Genomic DNA, 22640 nt, shown 5'->3' with positions numbered 1-22640 from the left:
TTATTTTAAAGGTACTTAATATGCAAAGAAATAGACCATATTTACAAACTTTTCCAGATGAGAATGGGTTTTTTGGTAAATTTGGAGGATCTTTTATTCCACCACAACTTGAAGAGCCATTTAATGAGATAAATGAGGCTTATAAAAGGTTATCAAATGATTTTGAATTTTTAAATGAGTTAAAGAAGATTAGAAAATATTATCAAGGAAGACCAACTCCAATTACATATTGTAAAAATTTATCAAATTTAGTAGGAGGTGCTAGAATCTATCTTAAAAGAGAGGATTTGAATCATACGGGTGCTCATAAATTAAATCACTGTATGGCTGAAGCACTACTAGCAAAATATTTGGGTAAGAAAAAATTAATAGCTGAAACAGGTGCTGGACAACACGGTGTTGCACTAGCAACTGCGGCTGCTTATTTTGGTTTGGAGTGTGAAATACATATGGGTGAAGTTGATATTAAAAAAGAGCATCCAAATGTTGTAAAAATGAAAATTTTAGGTGCAAAAGTTGTGCCTGTGTCAAAAGGATTAAAAACTCTTAAAGAGGCTGTTGATAGTGCTTTTGAGAGCTATTTAAGTGATACAAAAAACTCTATGTTTGCTATTGGAAGTGTAGTTGGTCCTCATCCATTTCCAAAGATGGTAAGAGATTTTCAAAGTGTAGTGGGAATTGAAGCTAAAGAGCAGTTTTTAGAGATGACTGGAAAACTTCCAGATGCAATAAGTGCTTGTGTTGGTGGTGGAAGTAATGCTATGGGAATATTTAGTGCATTTATTGAAGATAGTGTTGAGTTATATGCTATTGAACCTGCTGGAAAAGGCTCAAATATAGGTGAACATAGTGCAAGTATTACCTATGGGAAAGAGGGAATAATGCATGGATTTAACTCTATAATGCTAAGTGATGAAAATGGAGAACCAGCTGCTGTTCACTCAATTGCAAGTGGGATAGACTATCCATCTGTTGGTCCTGAACATGCATATTTAAGTAGTATAAAAAGAACAAAAGTAGGGCTTTGTAGTGATGATGAGTCAATAGAAGCTTTTTATACTCTTTCAAGATGTGAGGGAATCATTCCAGCACTTGAATCTGCACATGCTGTTGCATTTGCTATGAAATGGGCAAAAGATAAAGAGAATTTTGGAAAATCTATTTTAGTAAACTTAAGTGGAAGAGGGGATAAGGATATAGATTTTATAATCGAAAATTATCCAAGAGTTTAAGCTTTTAGCTTAACTCTTAGCTTCAAAACCAATAGAAGATAGCTCTTCAACTAGATTTTTTGCATTTTGTGATGGAACATCAAGAATAATAATATTTGCTTTGTGAGTAAGTTTTATTTTTGTTGCTTTGCACTTCTTTAAACTATCTATAAAAATTTCAAAATCTTTACTTGAAATTTTTGGATTTTTAACCTTACATCCAATATATGAGAAACCATCTTGTGAACTTTTGTTTATTCCCATTCTAGGTTTTCTTGGAATTTCTGATCTATTTATAAAAAGAGTGCTTTTAAATTTAAAATCTAGCATAGAACTTAAAATATCAACAAATACACCTAAAGAGATACTCTTTATAAAATCTTTGAAGCTATTTTCTGATTTCTCATCTCTGTCTCCAAAATCTTTATAAATATTTGCAATTGCTCTTGTAGTATTTATTATTTTTGAAGCACTTATATATCCAATATTTTTATCCAATATTTTAACTGCAAATACAATTTTACCACTCTCATCTTTTGTTGCATTAAAACTTATATCAGGAGTAAATCCAATATCACAACCCTCTTCGTATCCACTAATTGATATTTGTAAAGAGTTTGGAAGATTAAAAAAGTTTTTGTTTGCTACAAAAGTATCATTTATCTTATTTGCAATCTCTTCAACATCATATATTTGAGTACTATCAACTCTATTTGCAGGACATGTTAAAACTCTTTTTATACTATGACTTGATTCAAAAAAACTAGATAGGTTTACCTCTTTTAAAATATTAAAAATTTTAGGTAGATTAAAAAGTTTTATATCTTCAAACTCTATTTTTTGGCAAGGCAAAATATTTAATGACTCATTTGAAAACTCTTTTGAGATTTTTAAAATCTCTTTTAACTCTTTTAATCCTAGCTCTCCTAAATTTATAGGAATTCTTAGAGAAAAGTTCTCTTGTAAGGAGTCTTTTGCATAGACTCCATACCATTTAAAAAGCTCCAAATCTTCATTTGAAATCTTTTCAGAGAAAACTATATGATAGAACAGTTTTGCGATTATATCATCGCTTGATCTATCTTTTTTTAGTTTCTCTATATTTATAACTGCAGACATTTAAACTCCTACTAAAAAATCTCTTTACACTCCCAGTGTGGAAAATGTTTTCTCACAAGTGCGTTAAACTCAATCTCAAAAGCACTATAAGAGCTATCTTTTTTACTTTGATCGCTTGATTTTGCTCTAATCATACCAGCACCAACAGTGTTGTTTGTAACTCTATCTATTATTATAAAACTTCCCATAGCTCTATTTTTTTCATAAGTATCATAGGCAATTATCTGTTCTAAATCAAGTTTTGCTCTTGCAATCTCATTTAAATTTAAAGTATTTGTTGCACTTTGTTGCAGTGTATTAACATCTGTCTTATAATAGAACTGATTTATTGTTCCAACTGTTGTAGTTGTTGCTCTTTTTATAAAATATTGTTTTCCTTTTATTAGTGGATCTTCACTAAGCCATACAATATCTACATCAAAATTTGATGCCTCATCAGCTTGTTCATCACTTTTTACAATCACATCTCCACGACTAATATCAATCTCATCTTCAAGTGTCAAAGTAACTGCTTGTTGCGCATATGCATAAGGCAAATTTCCATCATAAGTAACAATCTCTTTTACTTTTGAGCTTTTATGTGATGGTAAAACTGTAATCTCATCTCCAACTTTTATAACTCCACTTGCAATTGTTCCACAAAATCCTCTAAAATCAAGGTTAGGTCTATTTACATATTGAACTGGAAATCTAAAATGTGTTAAATCTCTATCGCTATCAATTTGTACATTTTCTAAATGTTGCATTAAAGTAACACCATTATACCAAGGAGATTTCGAGCTTCTTTCAACAACATTATCTCCATTTAAAGCAGATAATGGAATTAATGTAATATTGCTTGTAAGTCCTAACTCTTTTGCGAATTTTAGATAATCCTCTTTTATTTTGTTAAAAACATCTTCTCTGAAATCCATTAAATCCATTTTATTTACAGCAATTACAATATGATTTATTCCTAAAAGCTTATTTATAAAAGAGTGTCTTTTTGTTTGTGTTTGAACTCCATATCTTGCATCTATTAGAATAATCGCTAAATTTGCTGTTGATGCTCCTGTTGCCATATTTCTTGTATATTGCTCATGCCCTGGAGTATCTGCAATAATAAACTTTCTTTTATCAGTTGTAAAATATCTATAAGCAACATCAATAGTAATACCTTGCTCTCTCTCACTTTGAAGCCCATCAACAAGCAAAGATAGATCAAACTCATTGTTTGTTGTATTGTTTTTTTTACTATCTTTTTTTATACTAGCTAGTTGATCTTCAAAAATCATCTTTGAATCATGAAGTAATCTTCCAATTAAAGTAGATTTTCCATCATCAACATTTCCACAAGTTATAAATCTAAGAAGCTGTTTATTCTCATGCTCTTTTAAATAACTCTCTATATCTTTTGCAATTTTTTCTTCTAATATACTCATCTTAAAAATACCCTTCTATTTTTTTCTTCTCCATAGATCCAGCACTATCGTTATCTATTACTCTTCCTTGTCTTTCACTTGTTTTTGTTAAAAGCATCTCTTGAATAATCTCTGGAAGTGTTGTAGCAGTTGAATTTACAGCTCCAGTTAGTGGATAACATCCTAAAGTTCTAAATCTAACCATCTCCTCTTTTATAACATCATCTTTTTCTATTGGCATTCTGTCATCATCAACCATGATTTTTACACCATCTTTAAGAACAACAGGTCTTGAAGCAGCAAAATATAGTGGAACTATTGGAATTTGCTCCAAGTATATATATTGCCAAATATCAAGCTCCGTCCAGTTTGAAAGTGGAAAAACTCTAATACTCTCATCTTTGTGAACTCTTGCATTATAAATATTCCAAAGTTCTGGTCTTTGGTTTTTTGGATCCCATCTGTGATTCTTATCTCTAAAAGAGTAGATTCTCTCTTTTGCACGAGATTTCTCTTCATCTCTTCGGGCTCCTCCAAAAACAGCATCAAATTTATATTTATTTAACGCTTGTTTTAGTCCTTGAGTTTTCATAATATCTGTGTGAACAGCACTTCCGTGAGTAAAAGGGTTAATATTCATCTCAATACCTTGTGGATTTGTGTGAACCAAAAGTTCAAATCCCTCCTCTTTTGCTCTTTTATCTCTAAACTCTATCATCTCTTTAAATTTCCATAAAGTATCCACATGTAAAAGTGGAAATGGTAATTTTGCAGGTGCAAATGCTTTTAGTGCTAAATGAAGCATTACAGCTGAATCTTTTCCAACACTATACATCATAACAGGGTTATCAAACTCTGCAACAACTTCTCTAATAATATGAATTGATTCAGCTTCAAGTTGTTTTAAATGTGTTAGTTGTTTTGTATCTAACATCTATTTTCTCCTTTTAAAATTTAGTTATTTATTTACTTTTCTTTTTATAAAGAAAAGTATCAAAAGAAAATCGTTTGCTCGTTCCAAAATAGCTAAAAAATCTATAACAGTTCTAAAATTTGAAAACTCGCTTCGCTCAAACAGTTCAAATTTTTTAACGAACTTTATATAAATTTTTTTTAACGCTATTTTGAAAATGCAAACCTTTTTGCCAAAGGCTAGTTCTTATTATCCTTTGGAGATAAAACATTATTGCCTTTAGGCAATTCCACTGCTTTAGCAAGGGACACTTTGTCTTTATTGAAAAAATCCCTAAAAAGGCAACCGTGTCTCGCTTTTGCACACTTTTTAAAAAGTGTGAAATAAAGAATCACTTTTTATGAAGCCCACACTCTTTATGACTAGGGTCTTCCCACCACCATCTTCCAGCTCTTATATCTTCACCATCTTTTATAGCTCTAGTACATGGTTCACAACCAATACTTGGAAAACCATTATCGTGAAGTTTATTGTATGGGACTTTATTCTCTTTTATATAATCCCAAACATCATCTTCGCTCCAATTTATAAGTGGATTTAGTTTTATTACTTTAAAATTTTCATCCCACTCAATAATTGGCATATTTTCTCTTGTAACACTTTGAGATGCTCTAAGACCTGTAATCCAAATCTCAACATCTTTTAAAGCTCTTTTTAAAGGCTCTATTTTTCTAATTTTGCAGCAATTTTTTCTCTTATCAATGCTTTCAAAGTGACCATTTACACCTTGAGTTCTATATAGGTTTTCAACATCTTCAAATTTTGGAAAAAAAACTTCCATTTTTACACCATATTTTAAATTTGTCTCATCTAAAACTCTGTATGTTTGGCTATGTAATCTTCCAGTATCCAGAGTAAATACTCTACTATTTTTATCTACTTTAAATATCATATCTGTCAATACTTGGTCTTCTGCACCTAGGCTTGAACTAAAAGCTACATTTTTATAATTATCTAAAACATATTTGATTAATTCACTTGTATTTAAAGAGAAAATTTTTTCTTCAAGTTCTTTTAATATATTTAAACTCATAAAAATCCTAAATTTGATAATCGTTTGCTGTTGGTTTTACTATTCCAAATTTTAGTTTATTCCAAACTCTTTCATGAAAATAGTATAAAATCATTTTTGTAATAACTTCAATTGAACCAATTGAAGCAGCCATAACTAAATTTCCCGTAATAAAATAAGAAATGATTATAGTATCTAGTGTCCCAACTGTTCTCCAAGAGATAGTTTTTGCTACTGATCTATAAGGTTTTTCGTGCATATTCAACCTTTTTTATAATTTCCAAAAGGATAATTTAAAATATGCTATGTAGAAGATTACTCTTCTATATAGTCATATAAACCTGAACTTAAATATCTCTCCCCTGTATCACAAAGAATTGTAACTATTGTTTTTCCTTTGTTTTCAGGTCTTGAAGCAACTATTTTTGCTGCAAGTGCATTTGATCCTGAAGATACTCCAACTAAAAGACCCTCACTTTTTGCTAACTCTCTTGAGCTCTCAATTGCATCATCATTTGCAATTTTGATAACTTCATCATAAATTTTTGTATTTAAAACATCTGGTACAAATCCAGCTCCAATTCCTTGAATCTTATGTGGTCCTGGGTTACCACCACTTAAAACTGGACTTGCTTCTGGCTCAACTGCAATTATTTTGATATTTGGATTGTGTGCTTTTAAAACTTCACCAACACCTGTTAATGTTCCACCTGTTCCAACACCAGCTATAAAAATATCAATTTTTCCATCTGTATCTTTTAAAATCTCTTGTGCAGTTGTATTTCTATGAATTTCTGGATTTGATGGATTTTGAAACTGTTGTAAAATTACAGAGTTCTTAATCTCACTATTTAACTCATTTGCTTTATCAATAGCACCCTTCATTCCTTTTTCAGCAGGAGTTAGTACTAACTTAGCACCTAAGGCTTGAAGAAGTCTTCTTCTTTCAATACTCATTGAAGCTGGCATTACAAGGATTAGTTTTAATCCTAAAGCTGCACTAACACTTGCAAGTGCAATTCCTGTATTTCCACTTGTTGGTTCAATTAAAGTAGAGTCTTGATTTATTACACCTTTTTTTAAAGCATCTTTAATCATATTTGTTCCAATTCTATCTTTTACACTTGAACTTGGATTCATAAATTCACATTTACCTAAAACCGTAGCTCCGCTTATATTACTTGCATCTTGTAGTTTTACAAGAGGAGTATTTCCTATTAATTCTGTTATATTGTTTGCGTATTTCATTTTTATTCCTTTCTAACTTTAAATGTTGTAATGTAAAAACTCGTTATATTTACCTTCGTACTTATCTAAATCAGCCAAAGTTAAATCAAAAATCTTTTTTGTTTTCTCTTTTGACTCTTCAAAAAGAAGATTTAAAATTGGGTTATCAACTTTTGAATCCACAATTTTAATATCATCTTCAAGAGCAACTAAAATATCAACTATTTTTATCTCTTTTGAACTTTTTGCCAAAAGATAACCACCTCTAGCACCTCTAATACTTGTCACTAAATTGGCTCGTCTTAGCTTACTTAAAAGCTGTTCCAAGTAGTTTTGAGGTATAGAGGCATTTGCTGAAATATCTTTTATTTGCATGGGAGTATCATCTTTGTGTTTGCTTAACTCATAAATAGCTGCCAAACCATACACCCCCTTTGTTGAAATTAACGGCATAATAAACTCTTAGTTTAGTGCTTGATTTAAATCTTCAATTAAATCAGCTGTATCTTCAAGTCCAATTGACAATCTAATTGTAACTGGATTTACCCCAGCTTTTTTTAGCTCTTCAGGATTCATTTGAGAGTGAGTAGTTGAAGCTGGATGAACTATTAAAGATTTACTATCACCGATATTTACAACAACACTAAATAGTTTTGCACTATCAATAACTTTTTTAGCCTCTTCAAAACTCTCTACTTCAAAAGATATTAAACCACTTGCAAGACCATTTTTAAAATATTTTTGAGCTTTATCATAATATTTATCACCTTTTAATCCTGGGTAACTAACTTTTTTTACTTTTTTGTGTGATTGTAAAAACTGTGCAATTTTTAAAGCATTATTAGAGTGTTTCTCAACTCTCAAACTTAAAGTCTCTAAGCTTTGAATTAAAAGCCATGAGTTAAATGGTGCAGGAGTTGCTCCAATATCTCTTAAAAGTGATAATCTAGCTCTTAAACAAAAGTTTGGAAGTGGAACATCTGTATATACAAGTCCATGATAAGAGGCATCAGGAGTTGAAAAGTGTGGATATCTAGCACTGTTTTGTTTGAAAAACTCTGCTAAACCATCTCTTTCAACAATAATTCCACCTAAAGCTGTACCATTTCCACTTGTATATTTGCTAGTTGAGTGAACAACAACATCAACTCCCCATGAAATTGGATTAAATAGTGCTGCTGTTGCAACTGTATTGTCACAAATTGTGATAATTCCATGTTTTTTTGCTACTTCAACTATTTTTTCAATATCAGGAATTGCAATTTGAGGGTTTGATAATGATTCAAAAAATATACCTTTTGTTTTATCATCAATTAAACTCTCTAAATCACTAGCATCATCATTTTTGAAAGTTTTTACACTAATACCAAATCTTTTTAAAGTAAAATGAAACAGAGTTACACTTCCACCATAAAGCTTATCAGAGATTAAAATATTATCTCCAGCCTCAGCAATATTTGCAATAGAGTAGAAAACAGCACTAGCTCCACTTGAAGTAGCAAGTGCTGCTGCACCGTTTTCAAGTTGAGCATATCTTTGCTCTAAAATATCGTTTGTAGGGTTATTTAATCTTGTATAAATAGGTCCTAACTCTTTTAGTGCAAATAAATTTGCCGCATGCTCACTATCTCTAAACGCATAAGCTGTTGTTTGAGAAATAGGAATTGCCATCTCTCCATTTCCACTTTTTTTATCATATCCTGTATGTATTGCAATTGTATCTTTTTGCATTTTTTTATCCTTTGCTTTTTAATCAAGTTTAAATTTATGTGGAATTATAAACAGATTTTTTTTAATTGTCAAGCTTTTTAATCAAATTTATAAAGATATAGAATACATAGGGCTTTTAATTAAACCATAGTTATTTAATCAACTTTATAAAACTAGTTAAGTAATATTTTGATAAAATACCAAAAAATCAACAATTAAGAAGATAAATTGATAGAAAAATATAACATTTTTGATGAAATTACCATAGATAAAAATGAAGAGAAATTTTTTGAGATTTTTCAAAATGAGAAGATAAAAATAGAAAAAATTGTATCAAATGGACAAAAATCTCCTCAAGATTTTTGGTATGAGCAAGAAAAAAGTGAGTATATTTTGCTTCTTGAAGGTTTTGCAATACTTGAATTTGAAGATTTTGAAGTAGAGCTTTTTAAAGGCGATTGTTTAAATATAAAAGCTTTTCAAAAGCATAGAGTAAAGTTTACAAGCCTTGATAAACCAACTATTTGGTTTGCAGTTTTTTATTAAGTTTATTTAAACCTAATTTGTAAATTTAATTTTAAAAAATATTTATTATCTTCTTTATAAATATCAAACATTTTATATCTTGTTGAACTAGGACTATCTAATTTAATATTATCAATCAAATATTTATCAACAATATTTTTATAATATATTAAATCAAGTAAATATATTTCTCCTGTTTTTGTTACAAGGATTATTCCCCCATTAACTTCATTTTCTCCATTCCATTTTTCTGCTGCTCTCATTCCAAATGTAACAGCATTTGCAAAATCTCCAATTTTCTTTTTATAAAAATTTATTTCATCTTCATTTTTTGAAATTATAGAAATAAGTTGTTGTATATCCTTTATATTTCTTGAATATGATATATAAAGCATATGAGCTAAAAAATTATCCAAGTTTGAATCTATTAATTTTAAATTATATGCAAAAGTATTACTTTGAGTTTTAACAAAATTTATAGTTGCATTACAAGAATTTAAGAATGAGCATCTATCTAGTAACTTGTTAGATGTTTGTATGTCATTACATTGATTCATAATATTATCATTAATTCCTATTACTTCATAAATAAAGTTTGTATGATTTGAAGCATTTAAAAGTGTTGCAGGACTTCCTAAATTTGATTTTATATTATACGAAATGTTAAAATTTTGGTTTCTTTTGTTATCTAAAACATTAGCTGTTAAATCCCCTTTTATATTAGATGCACCCTTTGGTTTTTGAGCATCAAAAAAATCATCAATTAAAGGTTGGATTTCACTAATATCAAATGAGCCTTTTGCACTTTTATGGATTAATATTTTTTTTAATAGAATTTTATTTTTCTTTGATAAATCACTAATATTATAGTTTTTTGTTTGACCATTACTTAATAGTTTTACTATGTTTTGGGTTTGAATTTTATATTTTTTATCAGTTAAAATGATTTCTAATATTTTAAATAATGTATTGTTAATAACTTGTAAGTTCTCATCTACTATAACTAGATTTGGATTTTCTAGTAGATATAAAAATGTATATAATTCTGACCACTCTCCTTTATTAAATCCCATTTTTAAATTCCTCTAAAGTTTTATAAATATATTTTGCGATTTCTTCAATTACTGGAATTGATACACTATTTCCTAGTTGTTTATATTGTTGTGTTTCGCTTACTTCTTTGGGAAATGAAAAAGTATCAATTTCATTTTTTACAAAAGCATAATCTTTAAATCCTTGAAGTCTCGCCCACTCAATAGGTGTCATGACCCTTATTCCTTGATTATTAATAGGTGTTTGTTTGCTTCCAAACATTTGTCCATAATATTCGGGTTTTTCTTGTAGCACTAAATTTCTTTCTTTCCCACTTCCACCTGTTGCTAAAATTGTATTTGCTATTGGATTATCGCCATTATTTACAATCATAAAACCAAAGCCATTACCTTTAGATTTATGATTTTCTTTATGTTTTTCAAGGGATTTTATATATTGCTCTGATAAATAATATTTTGCTGACACATCTTTCTCTAATAAGTCGTATAAATTTTTAAAAATTATTCTCTTTGATTTTAGAGGCAAAGATTTTAACTTATAATTTTTAGGAACAATATCATTAGAAAATCCAACTATGTAAGTTCTTACTCTTTTTTGAGGTAATCCAAAATCAGTAGTTTTTCTCAGGAAAGATTCTGCTGAATATTTTAATTCACCATCGATTTCATCAACTCCAACAACTTTATAATTCAATTCTTTAACTAATGTATTAATAATTATTTCAAAAGTTTTACCTTTATCATGCCTAAATAAACCTTCTACATTTTCAAGTAAAAAAGCTTTTGGTTTGGTTTCTTTAATAATGTCCGCAACATGAAAAAATAGTGTTCCTCGTGTAGTATCTTTAAAGCCTTTTTTTTCTCCTGCTATTGAAAATGATTGACAAGGAAAACCAGCCAATAAAATATCATAATGAGTTTTTCGTACTTTTTGTTTAAATTCCTCATCTGTCACATCATTAAGAGGATTTTCCCCATAAAGATATTCATAAGTTATACAAGCAAATTTATCAATTTCAGCAGAAAGAACATTTTGGAAATGATTTGTGAGCTCAAAACCTTTTCTAACTCCACCTATGCCACAAAATAAATCTATTGTTTTATATTTCAAATTGTATACCTTTCATAAAATGTATGGATTATACCCTAAACAAAATTACAACATAAAAAATATTACAAAATGAAATAAATTTAAGTTTTGATACAATTACAAAATTTTTAATAAATTAAAGGAAAATTTTGAAAATAGCAATAATAGGCGGTGGAGCTGCTGGAATAATGGCAAGCATAACTGCTAAAAGATTAAATAAAGATTTACAAATAGATATTTTTGATGCAAACAAAAGTATAGGTAAAAAAATCCTTGCAAGTGGAAATGGAAGATGCAATATCTCAAATACTACAATATCTTCAAAAAACTATTTAGGAGAGAGTCCATCGTTTGTAGATTTTGCTTTAAAAGAGTTTGATTTTAAAGCATTTGAGAAATTTTGCAAAACTATTGGACTAATGCTAGATATTAAAGAAAATGGAAAGGTTTATCCTCTTTCAAATGAAGCAAAATCTGTAACAAATCTTTTTTTACTGGCTCTTGAAGAGTTAAATGTAAATATATTTTATGAGCACTTTGTGCAAAAAGTGGAAAAAAAAGATGATAAATTTATCATTTATGCAAATGATAAAGAGTTTAAATCCTATGATAAAGTTTTAATCTCAAGTGGGCTTTGCGCTGCTCCTCAACTAAATTCAACTGAAATAGGTCTACAAATCGCTTCAAGTTTTGGACACACTTACAATCCTACATATCCAAGTCTTGTTGGACTTCAAACAAAAGAGACCTACAAAGGAAAACTTCAAGGAGTAAAAAAAGAGTGTAGTGTAGGATTGCATATAAATGGAAATTTTGAGCAAGAGATTTTAGAAGATGTGCTGTTTACAGCTTATGGAGTATCTGGTTTTGCTATTTTAGATATCTCTCAAAGAGCTGTTTTGGCTTTGAGTCAATTTTTGGATGTAGAGCTTAGAGTTAATTTTTTTCCTAAAACTTTGGTAAATGATTTGGCAAATCAAATACAAACTTTGTTTAAAAATTTACCAAAGCAAAAAGCAGTTGATATTTTAACTGGACTTGTATCAAATAAAATAGCTCCAATATTACTTGAAATTTGTAAAATTGATATAAACACAAAAGCCCATGAGATAAATACAAAACAGATAAAATCACTTGCTCATCAGCTAAATTCATGGAGATTAAAAGTAGTAGATACTCAAGGTTTTTCTCACGCGGAAGCTAGTGGTGGAGGAGTAAGAACTAGCGAAATAGATAATAAAACATATGAGAGCAAAATTGTAAAAAACCTATTTTTTGCTGGAGAGGTTTTGGATATTGTTGGAAATAGGGGAGGATTTAATCTTCACTTTGCATGGGCTAGTGGTTGTTTGGCAGGGAAAAGTTTGGCAAAATAAATTATCTTTAAAATTATAAGACTAAGAGTTTTAACTCTTAGTCTTATAATAGATTAGAATCTATAGTTTGCACCTATATAAAATCTTGTACTGCTATCTGAAGTTGATATAGTAAGATCAGTTCCTGAAACTTCTACATCTTGCCACTTTTTATAGTTATAGTCTAAACCACCTAAGATAGAGATATTTTCATGAACTTTAAACTGTTTTATAACTTCAACACAAATCTCTATTTTCTAGTTTATCTTGATGAATTATTATTCCAATATTAACAGTTCTTGGAATTATATTTATATTCTTAATATTACAATTTATAATAAATATTAAGAGATAATTAACCAATTCATAGATAAAATCCATAAAATTTTAAATACCAAAGGTGTTAAGCATGTTAAAAAACTTAAGTACAAGGACAAAATTATTTTTGTTTCCTATTATGTTTATTATAATTGTATTTGTTTCGGCTTTTGTTTATAAGCCATCTATGAATTATATAGAAGAGAGAACAGAAGTTACAGCTCAAACTTATTTATTAGTAGGAAATTTACTTTCTACTAGGGTGGCATTTTATCAGTTCTTGCAAAATCCATCACAAGATTCGAAAAAAGTGATTGAGGATAGACTTCAAGCTTTAATCAAAGATACAAATGTCTTAAAAACTCTTTTTAATTCACAAGCGAATAAAGATATATGCGATGAAGCTGTAGAGTATATAAAAGAGTATCAAAAAGATTTTGGAATAATCTCTAGTTATGTACTAAGTGGAGGTAGTAGTTCTACTAAAGAGCTATTTGAAGCAGCTAAAATAGAAAATTCAAAAAGAGCTCAATTTCTTCAAGATAAATATACAGAAATGAATAAAAGAAATCTTGGCTTGAGAAATGATGCACTATCAAGCATAACAACAAAACTTTTGATTTTATCTGTTGTTGCAGTTGGTTTCTTCATAGGAGTTTCTATCTATATATCTTCAATAATTGCAGGTTCTTTAGAAAATTTTAAAAATGGTCTTTTATCGTTTTTTGCATTTTTAAATAGAAAATCAAGTAGTGTAACTCATCTTGATAGTTCGTCAAAAGATGAATTTGGACAGATGGCTTTAATGATAAATCAAAATATTAATATAATCCAAGATACTATTGAAAAAGATAATGAGTTAATAAACGAAGCAAAAGTTGTGATGATGAGAGTGAAAAATGGTTGGTACTCTCAAACTATAGAGAAAAATACTCCAAATATCCCTTTAAATGAGTTCAAAAATGAACTAAATAATATGATAAATCATACAAAAGAGAGATTTGAAAATATAAATGATATCTTATCTTCATACTCAAATTATGATTATAGACCTGTTTTAAAACTAGGTAGTCATGATGAGAAAGATGGAGTATTAGAAAAGATGATTATAGGTATAAATACTCTACAAAATGCAATTGTTTCAATGCTAAAAGATAGTTTGGAAAATGGTGTAAGACTAGAAAACTCTTCAAGATCTTTAATAGATAATGTAAATACTTTAAACCAAAGCTCAAACGAAGCAGCAGCAAGCCTTGAAGAGACAGCAGCGGCTTTAGAAGAGATTACAAGTACGGTTGTGAGTAACTCAAATAATGTAGTAGAGATGACAGGATACTCAAATGAAGTTAGTAATTCTGCTAAAAAAGGTCAGCAAATGGCTAGAAATACAGCTGTTGCTATGGATGAGATTACAAATCAAGTAACAAATATTAATGAAGCAATTAGCGTAATTGATCAAATTGCATTCCAAACAAATATTCTAAGCTTAAACGCAGCCGTTGAAGCAGCAACTGCAGGAGAAGCTGGAAAAGGATTTGCCGTTGTTGCACAAGAGGTAAGAAATCTAGCTGCAAGAAGTGCCGAAGCTGCAAAAGAGATAAAAAATATAGTTGAAGTTGCAACATCAAAAGCTCAAGAAGGAAAAAATATATCTGATTTAATGATCAAAGATTATGATGAACTTCTAAGTAATATTGAAAAATCAGCTGAAATGATAAGTGAGATTTCAAATGCTAGTAAAGAGCAACAAAGTGGAATTACACAAATAAATGACACTATTACTATGCTTGATCAAAAAACTCAACAAAATGCAATAATAGCCTCAAAAACTCAAGAGATTGCAAATGAGACTGATAGCATATCTAAGAGTATTGTTCAAGAGGTTTTAGATAAGAATTTTGTAGGAAGAGATGAGATAATTCAAAAAAGTAGAAGCAGTATAAAAGCAGAAACAAAAACTACTTTTAAATCTGAGAATCAAAAAAATGATACATACAAATCAAAAAATAAATCTCTTGAAAAAGTTGTAGCAAAAAAGATTGAAGCTACAACATCAAAAGATGATGAATGGGAATCTTTTTAAACTAAAAGTGGGTTTTAAAACCCACTTTAAATAATAGTTTTTTCACTCTATTTCTCCACCCAAAGTTTTAAAAATCTCAACTCTATTTTCAAGCTCTTCAAGATAAGTTTGTGTCAAATTTTTTTGTGAGTTTATATATGCTTTTTGAGCTATAAGCATATTTAGATAACTTCCATAACCAATTTTATAGGAGTTTAGAGATATATTATAAGCCTCCAAAATAGATTGAGTTAGCTCTTTTTGGTTTTGAAGTTTTGTATAGATATTTTTTCTAACCATCAAAGCATCATTTACCTCTTTAAAAGCTGTTTGAATACCTTTTTGATACTCATTTAAAGCTATCTCTTTTTGAGTTTTACTCAAATTTAGCTTTGCACTATTTTCACCTGCACTAAAAATTGGAAGATTTATAGATGGACTTATTTGCCAAAAACTATTTGGAGTTGAAAAAAGATTATTCAAACTAGAACTAGAGTATCCTGTATTTGCCGTAAGAGCAATAGTTGGGAAAAATGCAGCTCTTGCTGCTCCAATATTTGCATTTTTTGCTCTTAATTGATACTCTAACTCTTTTATATCAGGACGATTCAAAAGAACATTTGAACTAATTCCAGATTTTACCAAAGCTAAATAGCTATCATCTTTTCTTAAACTATTTGGAATTAAACTTTCACTTAAAGTAGAACCCAAAAGTAATTCAAGCGAATTTATATCAATTTGTACCAAATTTTCATAAGTAATAATTTGATTTTCGCTCTCTTTTAACATAGCAAAACTAGAGAGTAGATCTTCTTTTTTAACAACTCCAGCTTGAAACTTTTTTTGTGTCAATTCATAAACACTACTTAGATTTTCATATATCTTTTTTTGTAAATTTAGGTTTTCAATATTAGTTGCTAAACTTAAATATGAATTTATAGTTTGTGCTACTAAAGATAGTTTTGTTGAACTAAGAGCATATTGAGTTGCTAAAAAACTATTTTTTGCTGACTCATTTAAACTTCTATTTTTACCAAATAAATCAAGCTCAAAAACAGTTCCAATAGATGCTTTATAGTTGTTTTTTATAATTTCTTCTTTTTTTTCTCTAGAAAAACTACCATTTGCATCTATTTTTGGATAGAAATTTGACTCTTCAACTCTATAAAGTGATTTTGACTCTTCTACTCTTAAGAGTGCAATTTTTATATCTTTATTGTTTTTTAAAACAAGATTTACAATAGTTTTTAAATTTTCATCTATTAAAAAACTATTTAAACTAATATTTGAATTATCTTCTGCTATTTGATAGTTTTTAAAATTTTTAGCAACTACATCATCACTATTTATCTCTAATTTTGGAGCTAAAGATACACAAGAGCTAAAAAGTATTGATATAGCTACAAGGCTTATAGATTTGCTAATCATTTTTAACACCTTTTGAAAATAGTTTTGTAATTATTACAAAAAATAGTGGTACAAAAAATATTGCCAAAATTGTAGCACTTAAAGTTCCACCTATAATTCCTGTTCCAATTGCAATTCTACTATTAGCACCAGCTCCACTTGAAATAGCAAGTGGAATAATTCCAGCAATAAAAGCCAAAGAGGTCATAATAATTGGTCTAAGTCTTAGTTTTGCACCTTTAATAGCAGCCTCTATTAAAGGCATACCATCTTTATATGCGCTATTTATAAACTCAACTATTAAAATCGCATTTTTACTTGCAAGTCCCATAACCGCCAAAAGTGCAACTTGAAAATATACATCATTGCTTAAACCTCTAAAATAAACAGCCAAAACAACTCCTAAAACTCCCAAAGGAACTACAAGTAAAACAGAGAATGGAACACTCCAACTCTCATAAAGAGCTGCTAAACATAAAAATACAACCAATAGTGAAATTGCGTATAGAAGCAGTGATTGATTACTTGCAATTTTCTCTTGATAAGAAGAGCCACTATATGCATACATTGTCCCATTTGCATTCTTATTTGCTATTTTCTCCATCTCGCTCATAGCAACTCCTGAGCTAATTCCAGTTGCTGCACTTCCTTGAATCTCATAAGAGATAAATCCATTAAATCGTGTTAGCTCTTCAGGTCCATACTCCCAAGAGAATTTTGAAAACTCACTAAAAGGAGTCATAGTTCCAGCACTATTTTTAACTTTCCATTTATACAAATCTTCAGGAGCACTTCTAAACGGTGCATCACCTTGAATATAAACTCTTTTTATTCTATTTCTATCAATATAATCATTTACATAAATTCCACCCCAAGCAGCACTTAAAGTAGTATCAATATCTCTTAGATTTAAACCCAAAGATAGTGCTTTTGGGACATCATAAGATATTTTAAGCTGAGGTGACTCCTCTGTTCCATCTGCTCTTACAGAGTTTATATTTGAATTTGTTTTAGCCTCTTGTAAAATAGCCTCTTTAACCTCTATTAGCTCTTCTCTACTTATATTTGAACTAGCTAGTAGTTGAAACTCAAATCCATCACTACTTCCAAGTCCTTGAATTACACTTGGATTTATTGCAAAAACTCTTGCATCTCTTATGAAATATTTGCTATTTGGGTTGTTAAATGCCATCATAGCTCTTTTACTAATACTATCTACATGCAACTCTTTGCTATCTCTATCATCCCAACTTTTTAAAGAGATAAATGCTGTTCCAACATTTTGACCACTACTTCTACTACTAAATCCTGAGATTGTAAATATTGTATTTAAAGCCTCTTTCTCTTCATTTAAAAAGTAGTCTCTAATAATATTTGCAACATCAACTGTTCTAGAAGCAACTGCACCAACAGGAAGAGTGTATTGAACCATAAGGCTTCCTTGATCCTCTTTTGGTAAAAAACTAGTAGGTAGTTTTATAAAAATATAACTTGTAACTACAACAATAAGAAGATAAAAAATAGCCCATCTTTTTGGAAGTTCTATAATTTTTTCAATCCAAGATCTATATTTATTTGTAAAATCTTCAAAATATTGATTAAATTTAAATATAAATCCACTACTTTTTTCACTATGTGGTTTTAAAATTGTTGCACAAAGTGCTGGAGTTAAAGTAAGCGCAATAATAACAGATAGAACCATAGATGAGATTATTGTAACTGAGAATTGTTGATAAATAACCCCCGTACTTCCTCCAAAAAATGACATAGGTAAAAATACAACTGATAAAACAGTTGTAATTCCAATTAAGGCACTTGTCACCTCTTGCATTGAGATAATTGTTGCCTCTTTTGCACTAACTCCTAGCTCTTTCATATTTCTTTCAACATTTTCAACAACAACAATAGCATCATCAACTAAAAGCCCAATTGCTAAAACCAAAGCAAACATTGTTAAGGTATTTATTGTAAAACCTAAAACATTTAATATTGCAAATGTTCCTAAAATTACAACAGGAACTGCAATTGCTGGAATTAAAGTTGCTCTAAAGTTTTTTAAAAATAAGAACATCACAAGAACAACCAAAATAATAGCTTCAATTAAAGTTTTAACAACTTCATTAATAGATGCTTGTATAAATAGAGTTGTATCTCTTGGATATGCTACTTTATAACCTTCTGGGAAAAAAGTTTGAGCGTTTTGTAAAAACTCTTTAACTTTTTTTGAAGTAGATACAGCATTTGCACCACTTGCAAGTTGTATTGAGATACCACTTGCTGGATAACCGTTTAGAGCTGTTACATTGTTGTAGCTTTGAGCACCAATCTCAACTCTTGCTACATCTTTTATTTTTACACTACTTCCATCTAAAGAGGTTTTTAAAATAATATTTTCAAACTCATCAACATTTTCAAACATAGATCTTGCAGTTACAGTAACTGAAAGTTGTTGATTATCTAAAGTTGGCATTGCTCCAAGTCTTCCAGCACTAGCTTGTGAGTTTTGAGCATTTATAGCATTTTGAACATCAAGAGGAATTAGATTATATTTTTCAAGTTTATAAGGATCTAGCCATATTCTCATAGCATACTGTCCACCATAAACGGTAACCTCTCCAACGCCTTCAATTCTTGCGATACTATCTTGAAGATTACTTACTAAAAAATCACTAATATCTGTTCTATTTGCTTTTCCTGTTGAGTCATAAATAGATGCGAGCATTAAAAAATCTGTTTGAGATTTAAAAACTCTAACTCCTTGTCTTTGAACATCATCAGGAAGTTTTGATAAGATTTGTTCAACTCTATTTTGAACTTGAACTTGAGCAATATCTGGATTAACTCCTTGATTAAAAACTACACTTATTCTTGATCTTCCAGATGAGCTTGAGCTTGATGAAAAATATAACATTCCATCAAGACCAGTTAGTTGTTGTTCTATTATTTGAGTTACACTATTTTCAACAGTTTGAGCAGATGCCCCTGTGTAGGTTGCAAAAATATTTATTTGGGGTGGTGCAATATCTGGATACTGTTCAACTGGAAGAAGATAGAGGCTAATAACCCCACTTATCATAATAATAAGTGAAATTACCCAAGCAAAAATAGGTCTAAATATAAAAAACTTTGCAATCATTTTTTAACTTCATAAACACTATTTAAATCTTTTATAGAGACTTTGCTTTGTCTATTTATCTTATTAAGCCCCTCAACTATAATTTTGTCATTAGGATTTAATCTATCTTCAATCAACCAAAAGTTATCAATAGCTCTTAAAATCTTAACTCTTTTTTGAGTAGTTGTAAAATCATCATTTATTAAAGTTATTATTGGGTTTGCTTTTTGATCTCTTAAAACAGCTTGTTGAGGAATTAAAAATCCATCAAACTTTTTACTACTTTGAACAAATGCTTTTGTCATCATTCCAGATAGTAAGCTATTGTCACTATTTTCAAAAACAGCTCTTAAAGTTACTGTTCCACTATTTTGATCAACACTTAACTCTTTACTTTGTAAAACTCCAAATTTCTCAAAATTTGATTCATCTTCCAAAACTAATCTTACTTTTGAACTATTTTGTGTATCAAAACTTACAATATTTTTTAGATTTAAATACTCTTTATATGATATTGTAAGATCTAAATATACGCTACTGTTATCTTTTATATCTACAAGCTCTTGAGTTTGGTTTGCAGTTACAAGTGCTCCAGTTGTGACATTTGAAATTCCAATATATCCACTAATTGGGGCTTTTATATCACATCTTTGTAGATTTATTTGAGCACTTTGAAGTTCAGCCTCTCTTTGATTAACTAAAGCTAAAGCTTGCAAATAGGAAGCCTCTATATCATCAGCTTCTTGTTTTGAAATTCCATCAAATTTTAAAAGCTCTTTTGTTCTATTACTCTTTGCTTTAGAGCTTAAAAGTGTCGCTTTTGCACTATCTAAAGATGCTTTTGCACTATTTACATTTGCTATGTAATCAAGTTTGTCAATTTGGTATAAAATATCACCTTTATTTACATAAGAGCCCTCTGTAAATACTCTTTTTTCAATAATTCCAGTTATTTGTGGTCTTATTTGTGCTATCTCTTTTGCTTTTACTCTTCCAAAAAGTTCAATCTCTAAATTCAAAGATTGCTCTTTTGGATTTATAAATCCAACTTCAATAGGTTTTGACTCGACTACTTGAGCCTTTTTTTCACAAGATACAAAAAACAAAACAATTGTAAATATTATAAAGGTTTTAAAGAGTTTCAAATGATTTCCCCAAATTTTTTTGGTAATTTTATAATAGGAATATTAACCAAGACTTAATATTAAATATCATTTTCCCCTACAACCTTATCTCTTCCTGTCTGTTTTGCTTTGTAAAGTGCAATATCAGCAAATGCTACTAAATCTTCAGCTTTTTTAGAGTTGCTACTATATGAAGCAACACCTAAGCTCATAGTGATTTTTTTTGGATAAGTTGAAAAAGTGTGTTCCTTGATTGCAATATTTATTCTATTTGCAAGTTTTATAGCATCATCGTGCTTACTATTTGGGCAGATTATTAAAAACTCCTCTCCTCCCCAACGACCAAGTGTATCAGTAGTTCTAATACAAGAGCTTAAAACTTTTGCAGACTCTTTTAACACATCATCTCCAATTTGATGACCAAAATTATCATTTACAGATTTAAAAAAATCAATATCCATAATAATTACACTAAATATCTCATTGTATCTTATCGCTTTTTCAAACTCTGTTTGTAATACACTATCTAGTTTTAATCTATTATAAAGTCCTGTTAGCTTATCTGTAATAGATAATCTTCCTAGCTCTTTATTTTTCTCATAAAGCTCTTTTGTTCTTTGAAAAATTTTATCTTCAAGAGATGTTTGATAATCATGAATTGATTTTGCCATATTTGAAAAAGCAGACGATAGAAGAGAAATTTCATTAATAGATGTATCAATTTTTGAGATACTAAAATCTTTTTTCTCTATTTTTTTGCTTTGTCTTGCTAAAGAGTAGATTGGTTTTGAAATTACTCTTGAGAAGTATAATATTAGAGGAATAGTAATTAATCCTGTGAGTATAAATACAAAAAGAAGCCAAAGTATCTCTTGGTTATATGGTTTTAAAATCTTTTTGTATTCTGCAATTAAAGCTAAATAGATATCTTGTTTATTATTATCAATTTTTATTATTCTAATAAAAAATTTATTATTATCTTTTTCTACAATTTGTGTATTTTCATACTCTTTTAAATCTGATATATTTACAATAAAATCATTAAAAGAGTTATTGTTTTTTGAAAGTGAAGATAGAATTAATTTGTTTGAATTAAACAAATATAGCTCTGTTTTATTTATATCTACATGATTTTTAAAACTATTAAGATAATCTTCAATTAATAGGTCAATAGCAACAACCTCTTTGCCACCTTTAATAGATTTTGCATAAGTTATTCCTGTTGAATTAATATGTGAAAAAGAGTATGGTTCAGTTTTTATAGCCTCTTTAGAGTTTATAGCCTCTATAAACCAAGGTCTTTTTGTTGCAAGATAGGAATTGGGCTCAATTTTATAATTTGTTTGATTTAAATTATCATCATAAAAAAATAGTTCTCTTTTTGTAATATCTTTTCCATCAATTTTTATTAAAAGCCATCTATCAATATCTTTTGCACTATAAGAGCTAATAAGATTTTTATTAACTTTTAAATTTATAAATTCATAAAAACTATTATCTTCATATCCTGTATAAATTGCATATAAATTTGGATAGGATTTTAAAAAATTTGTATAAAATTTTACTCTATCTTGATCGTTTAAAAGTGCCAAAGTATTAACTGTGCTAAAACTTGTATTGCTGACATCTTTTATTGTGTTTCGAATATTTAAAGCAATTCCATCTACTCTTGAATTTATGCTTGAAATTGCTAGTTTTTTACTATAAAAAAGTAGTTGATAAGCTAAAACTAAAATTAATAAGATTCCAATTGTTGAGAAGAGTAAAAGAATGGTAATTTTTAAAGAAACCCCTTTTTTAAAAAGTTTTTTAAATACTAAATCCATCTATAACTCCTCCCCTATTGAAAAAATAGTTGAGATTATAACTTAAAATAATAAATATAAAATAAAAAAATTTATTTTTTAATTAAGATTTAGTTACCATAACAGCTTACAATT

The 22640-nt window shown here is 29.0% G+C and carries 18 protein-coding genes; 4 read left to right on the top strand and 14 right to left on the bottom strand.

Features of this window, described 5'->3' with window-relative positions:
* Positions 1-20: 20 nt before the first annotated feature.
* Entirely contained in the window at positions 21-1232 is a 1212-nt protein-coding gene (gene trpB, locus CRU94_RS09220; protein ID WP_129106487.1) for a tryptophan synthase subunit beta, read from the top strand.
* A gap of 9 nt (positions 1233-1241) precedes the next feature.
* On the opposite strand, the gene CRU94_RS09215 is transcribed toward trpB, so the two are convergent.
* The 8 genes from CRU94_RS09215 to CRU94_RS09180 form a co-directional block, all read right to left on the bottom strand.
* Positions 1242-2330 (bottom strand): sulfite reductase, encoded by a 1089-nt coding sequence (locus CRU94_RS09215; protein ID WP_129106486.1) that lies wholly within the window; start codon positions 2328-2330, stop codon positions 1242-1244.
* Between the two features lie 11 nt (positions 2331-2341).
* Positions 2342-3751 (bottom strand): sulfate adenylyltransferase subunit CysN, encoded by a 1410-nt coding sequence (cysN, locus tag CRU94_RS09210; RefSeq protein WP_129106485.1) that lies wholly within the window; start codon positions 3749-3751, stop codon positions 2342-2344.
* A gap of 1 nt (position 3752) precedes the next feature.
* Positions 3753-4664, bottom strand: coding sequence for a sulfate adenylyltransferase subunit CysD (gene cysD, locus CRU94_RS09205; protein ID WP_129106484.1), 912 nt, complete (start codon positions 4662-4664; stop codon positions 3753-3755).
* A gap of 370 nt (positions 4665-5034) precedes the next feature.
* Positions 5035-5736, bottom strand: coding sequence for a phosphoadenylyl-sulfate reductase (locus CRU94_RS09200; RefSeq protein WP_129106483.1), 702 nt, complete (start codon positions 5734-5736; stop codon positions 5035-5037).
* A gap of 7 nt (positions 5737-5743) precedes the next feature.
* Entirely contained in the window at positions 5744-5974 is a 231-nt protein-coding gene (locus CRU94_RS09195; protein WP_066160007.1) for a DUF2061 domain-containing protein, read from the bottom strand.
* A 56-nt stretch (positions 5975-6030) separates the two neighbouring features.
* Positions 6031-6963, bottom strand: coding sequence for a cysteine synthase A (gene cysK, locus CRU94_RS09190; RefSeq protein WP_129106482.1), 933 nt, complete (start codon positions 6961-6963; stop codon positions 6031-6033).
* 18 nt (positions 6964-6981) lie between these two features.
* On the bottom strand, positions 6982-7395 hold the full coding sequence (locus tag CRU94_RS09185; RefSeq protein WP_129106481.1) for an RrF2 family transcriptional regulator: 414 nt from the start codon (positions 7393-7395) through the stop codon (positions 6982-6984).
* A 9-nt stretch (positions 7396-7404) separates the two neighbouring features.
* A complete protein-coding gene (locus CRU94_RS09180; protein WP_129106480.1) occupies positions 7405-8673 on the bottom strand; it encodes an O-acetylhomoserine aminocarboxypropyltransferase/cysteine synthase family protein in 1269 nt (422 codons plus the stop codon).
* A gap of 207 nt (positions 8674-8880) precedes the next feature.
* Between CRU94_RS09180 and CRU94_RS09175 the strand changes: the two genes are divergently transcribed.
* Complete coding sequence (locus tag CRU94_RS09175; protein WP_129106479.1) at positions 8881-9198, top strand: cupin; 318 nt, start codon at positions 8881-8883, stop codon at positions 9196-9198.
* Positions 9199-9200: 2 nt separating this feature from the next.
* Here the strand turns inward: CRU94_RS09175 and CRU94_RS09170 are convergent, their stop codons facing one another.
* Positions 9201-10250 carry an HpaII family restriction endonuclease gene (locus CRU94_RS09170; RefSeq protein WP_129106478.1) on the bottom strand — a complete coding sequence of 350 codons (1050 nt, stop codon included), beginning with the start codon at positions 10248-10250 and terminating at the stop codon, positions 9201-9203.
* Positions 10240-11340 carry a DNA (cytosine-5-)-methyltransferase gene (gene dcm / locus CRU94_RS09165; RefSeq protein ID WP_129106477.1) on the bottom strand — a complete coding sequence of 367 codons (1101 nt, stop codon included), beginning with the start codon at positions 11338-11340 and terminating at the stop codon, positions 10240-10242. The genes CRU94_RS09170 and dcm overlap by 11 nt, the downstream gene beginning before the upstream one ends.
* A 128-nt stretch (positions 11341-11468) precedes the next feature.
* On the opposite strand from dcm, the gene CRU94_RS09160 reads away from it, so the two are divergent.
* Together CRU94_RS09160 and CRU94_RS09155 are read left to right on the top strand one after the other, a co-directional pair.
* Complete coding sequence (locus CRU94_RS09160) at positions 11469-12695, top strand: BaiN/RdsA family NAD(P)/FAD-dependent oxidoreductase (protein ID WP_129106476.1); 1227 nt, start codon at positions 11469-11471, stop codon at positions 12693-12695.
* Positions 12696-13083: 388 nt separating this feature from the next.
* A complete protein-coding gene (locus tag CRU94_RS09155; protein WP_129106475.1) occupies positions 13084-15075 on the top strand; it encodes a methyl-accepting chemotaxis protein in 1992 nt (663 codons plus the stop codon).
* Between the two features lie 42 nt (positions 15076-15117).
* Here the strand turns inward: CRU94_RS09155 and CRU94_RS09150 are convergent, their stop codons facing one another.
* From CRU94_RS09150 to CRU94_RS09135, 4 genes are read right to left on the bottom strand one after another with little or no spacing between them, the layout of a single operon-like run.
* Positions 15118-16482: an efflux transporter outer membrane subunit gene (locus CRU94_RS09150; protein WP_129106474.1), complete on the bottom strand. Its 1365-nt coding sequence runs from the start codon at positions 16480-16482 to the stop codon at positions 15118-15120.
* Entirely contained in the window at positions 16475-19597 is a 3123-nt protein-coding gene (locus CRU94_RS09145) for an efflux RND transporter permease subunit (protein WP_129106473.1), read from the bottom strand. Before CRU94_RS09145 ends, CRU94_RS09150 begins: the two co-directional genes overlap by 8 nt.
* Entirely contained in the window at positions 19594-20721 is a 1128-nt protein-coding gene (locus CRU94_RS09140) for an efflux RND transporter periplasmic adaptor subunit (RefSeq protein WP_129106472.1), read from the bottom strand. The genes CRU94_RS09145 and CRU94_RS09140 overlap by 4 nt, the downstream gene beginning before the upstream one ends.
* 59 nt (positions 20722-20780) lie before the next feature.
* Positions 20781-22526, bottom strand: a complete 1746-nt coding sequence (locus CRU94_RS09135; RefSeq protein ID WP_129106471.1) for a diguanylate cyclase — start codon at positions 22524-22526, stop codon at positions 20781-20783.
* Positions 22527-22640 lie beyond the last annotated feature (114 nt).

The sequence above is a fragment of the Arcobacter sp. AHV-9/2010 genome, from assembly GCF_004116575.1.
GTDB classification, from domain to species: Bacteria; Campylobacterota; Campylobacteria; order Campylobacterales; family Arcobacteraceae; genus Aliarcobacter; species Aliarcobacter skirrowii.
The sequence above is the reverse complement of the archived record's forward strand: the minus strand, read 5'-3'. Positions and strand labels throughout refer to the sequence as shown.

Coding starts and splice junctions, on each gene's coding strand:
- trpB (WP_129106487.1), top strand. CDS start 21: ATGCAAAGAAATAGACCATATTTACAAACTTTTCCAGATGAGAATGGG.
- CRU94_RS09195 (WP_066160007.1), bottom strand. CDS start 5,974: ATGCACGAAAAACCTTATAGATCAGTAGCAAAAACTATCTCTTGGAGA.
- CRU94_RS09180 (WP_129106480.1), bottom strand. CDS start 8,673: ATGCAAAAAGATACAATTGCAATACATACAGGATATGATAAAAAAAGT.
- CRU94_RS09145 (WP_129106473.1), bottom strand. CDS start 19,597: ATGATTGCAAAGTTTTTTATATTTAGACCTATTTTTGCTTGGGTAATT.
- cysD (WP_129106484.1), bottom strand. CDS start 4,664: ATGTTAGATACAAAACAACTAACACATTTAAAACAACTTGAAGCTGAA.
- CRU94_RS09170 (WP_129106478.1), bottom strand. CDS start 10,250: ATGGGATTTAATAAAGGAGAGTGGTCAGAATTATATACATTTTTATAT.
- CRU94_RS09200 (WP_129106483.1), bottom strand. CDS start 5,736: ATGAGTTTAAATATATTAAAAGAACTTGAAGAAAAAATTTTCTCTTTA.
- CRU94_RS09155 (WP_129106475.1), top strand. CDS start 13,084: ATGTTAAAAAACTTAAGTACAAGGACAAAATTATTTTTGTTTCCTATT.
- CRU94_RS09215 (WP_129106486.1), bottom strand. CDS start 2,330: ATGTCTGCAGTTATAAATATAGAGAAACTAAAAAAAGATAGATCAAGC.
- CRU94_RS09185 (WP_129106481.1), bottom strand. CDS start 7,395: ATGCCGTTAATTTCAACAAAGGGGGTGTATGGTTTGGCAGCTATTTAT.
- CRU94_RS09135 (WP_129106471.1), bottom strand. CDS start 22,526: ATGGATTTAGTATTTAAAAAACTTTTTAAAAAAGGGGTTTCTTTAAAA.
- cysN (WP_129106485.1), bottom strand. CDS start 3,751: ATGAGTATATTAGAAGAAAAAATTGCAAAAGATATAGAGAGTTATTTA.
- CRU94_RS09150 (WP_129106474.1), bottom strand. CDS start 16,482: ATGATTAGCAAATCTATAAGCCTTGTAGCTATATCAATACTTTTTAGC.
- cysK (WP_129106482.1), bottom strand. CDS start 6,963: ATGAAATACGCAAACAATATAACAGAATTAATAGGAAATACTCCTCTT.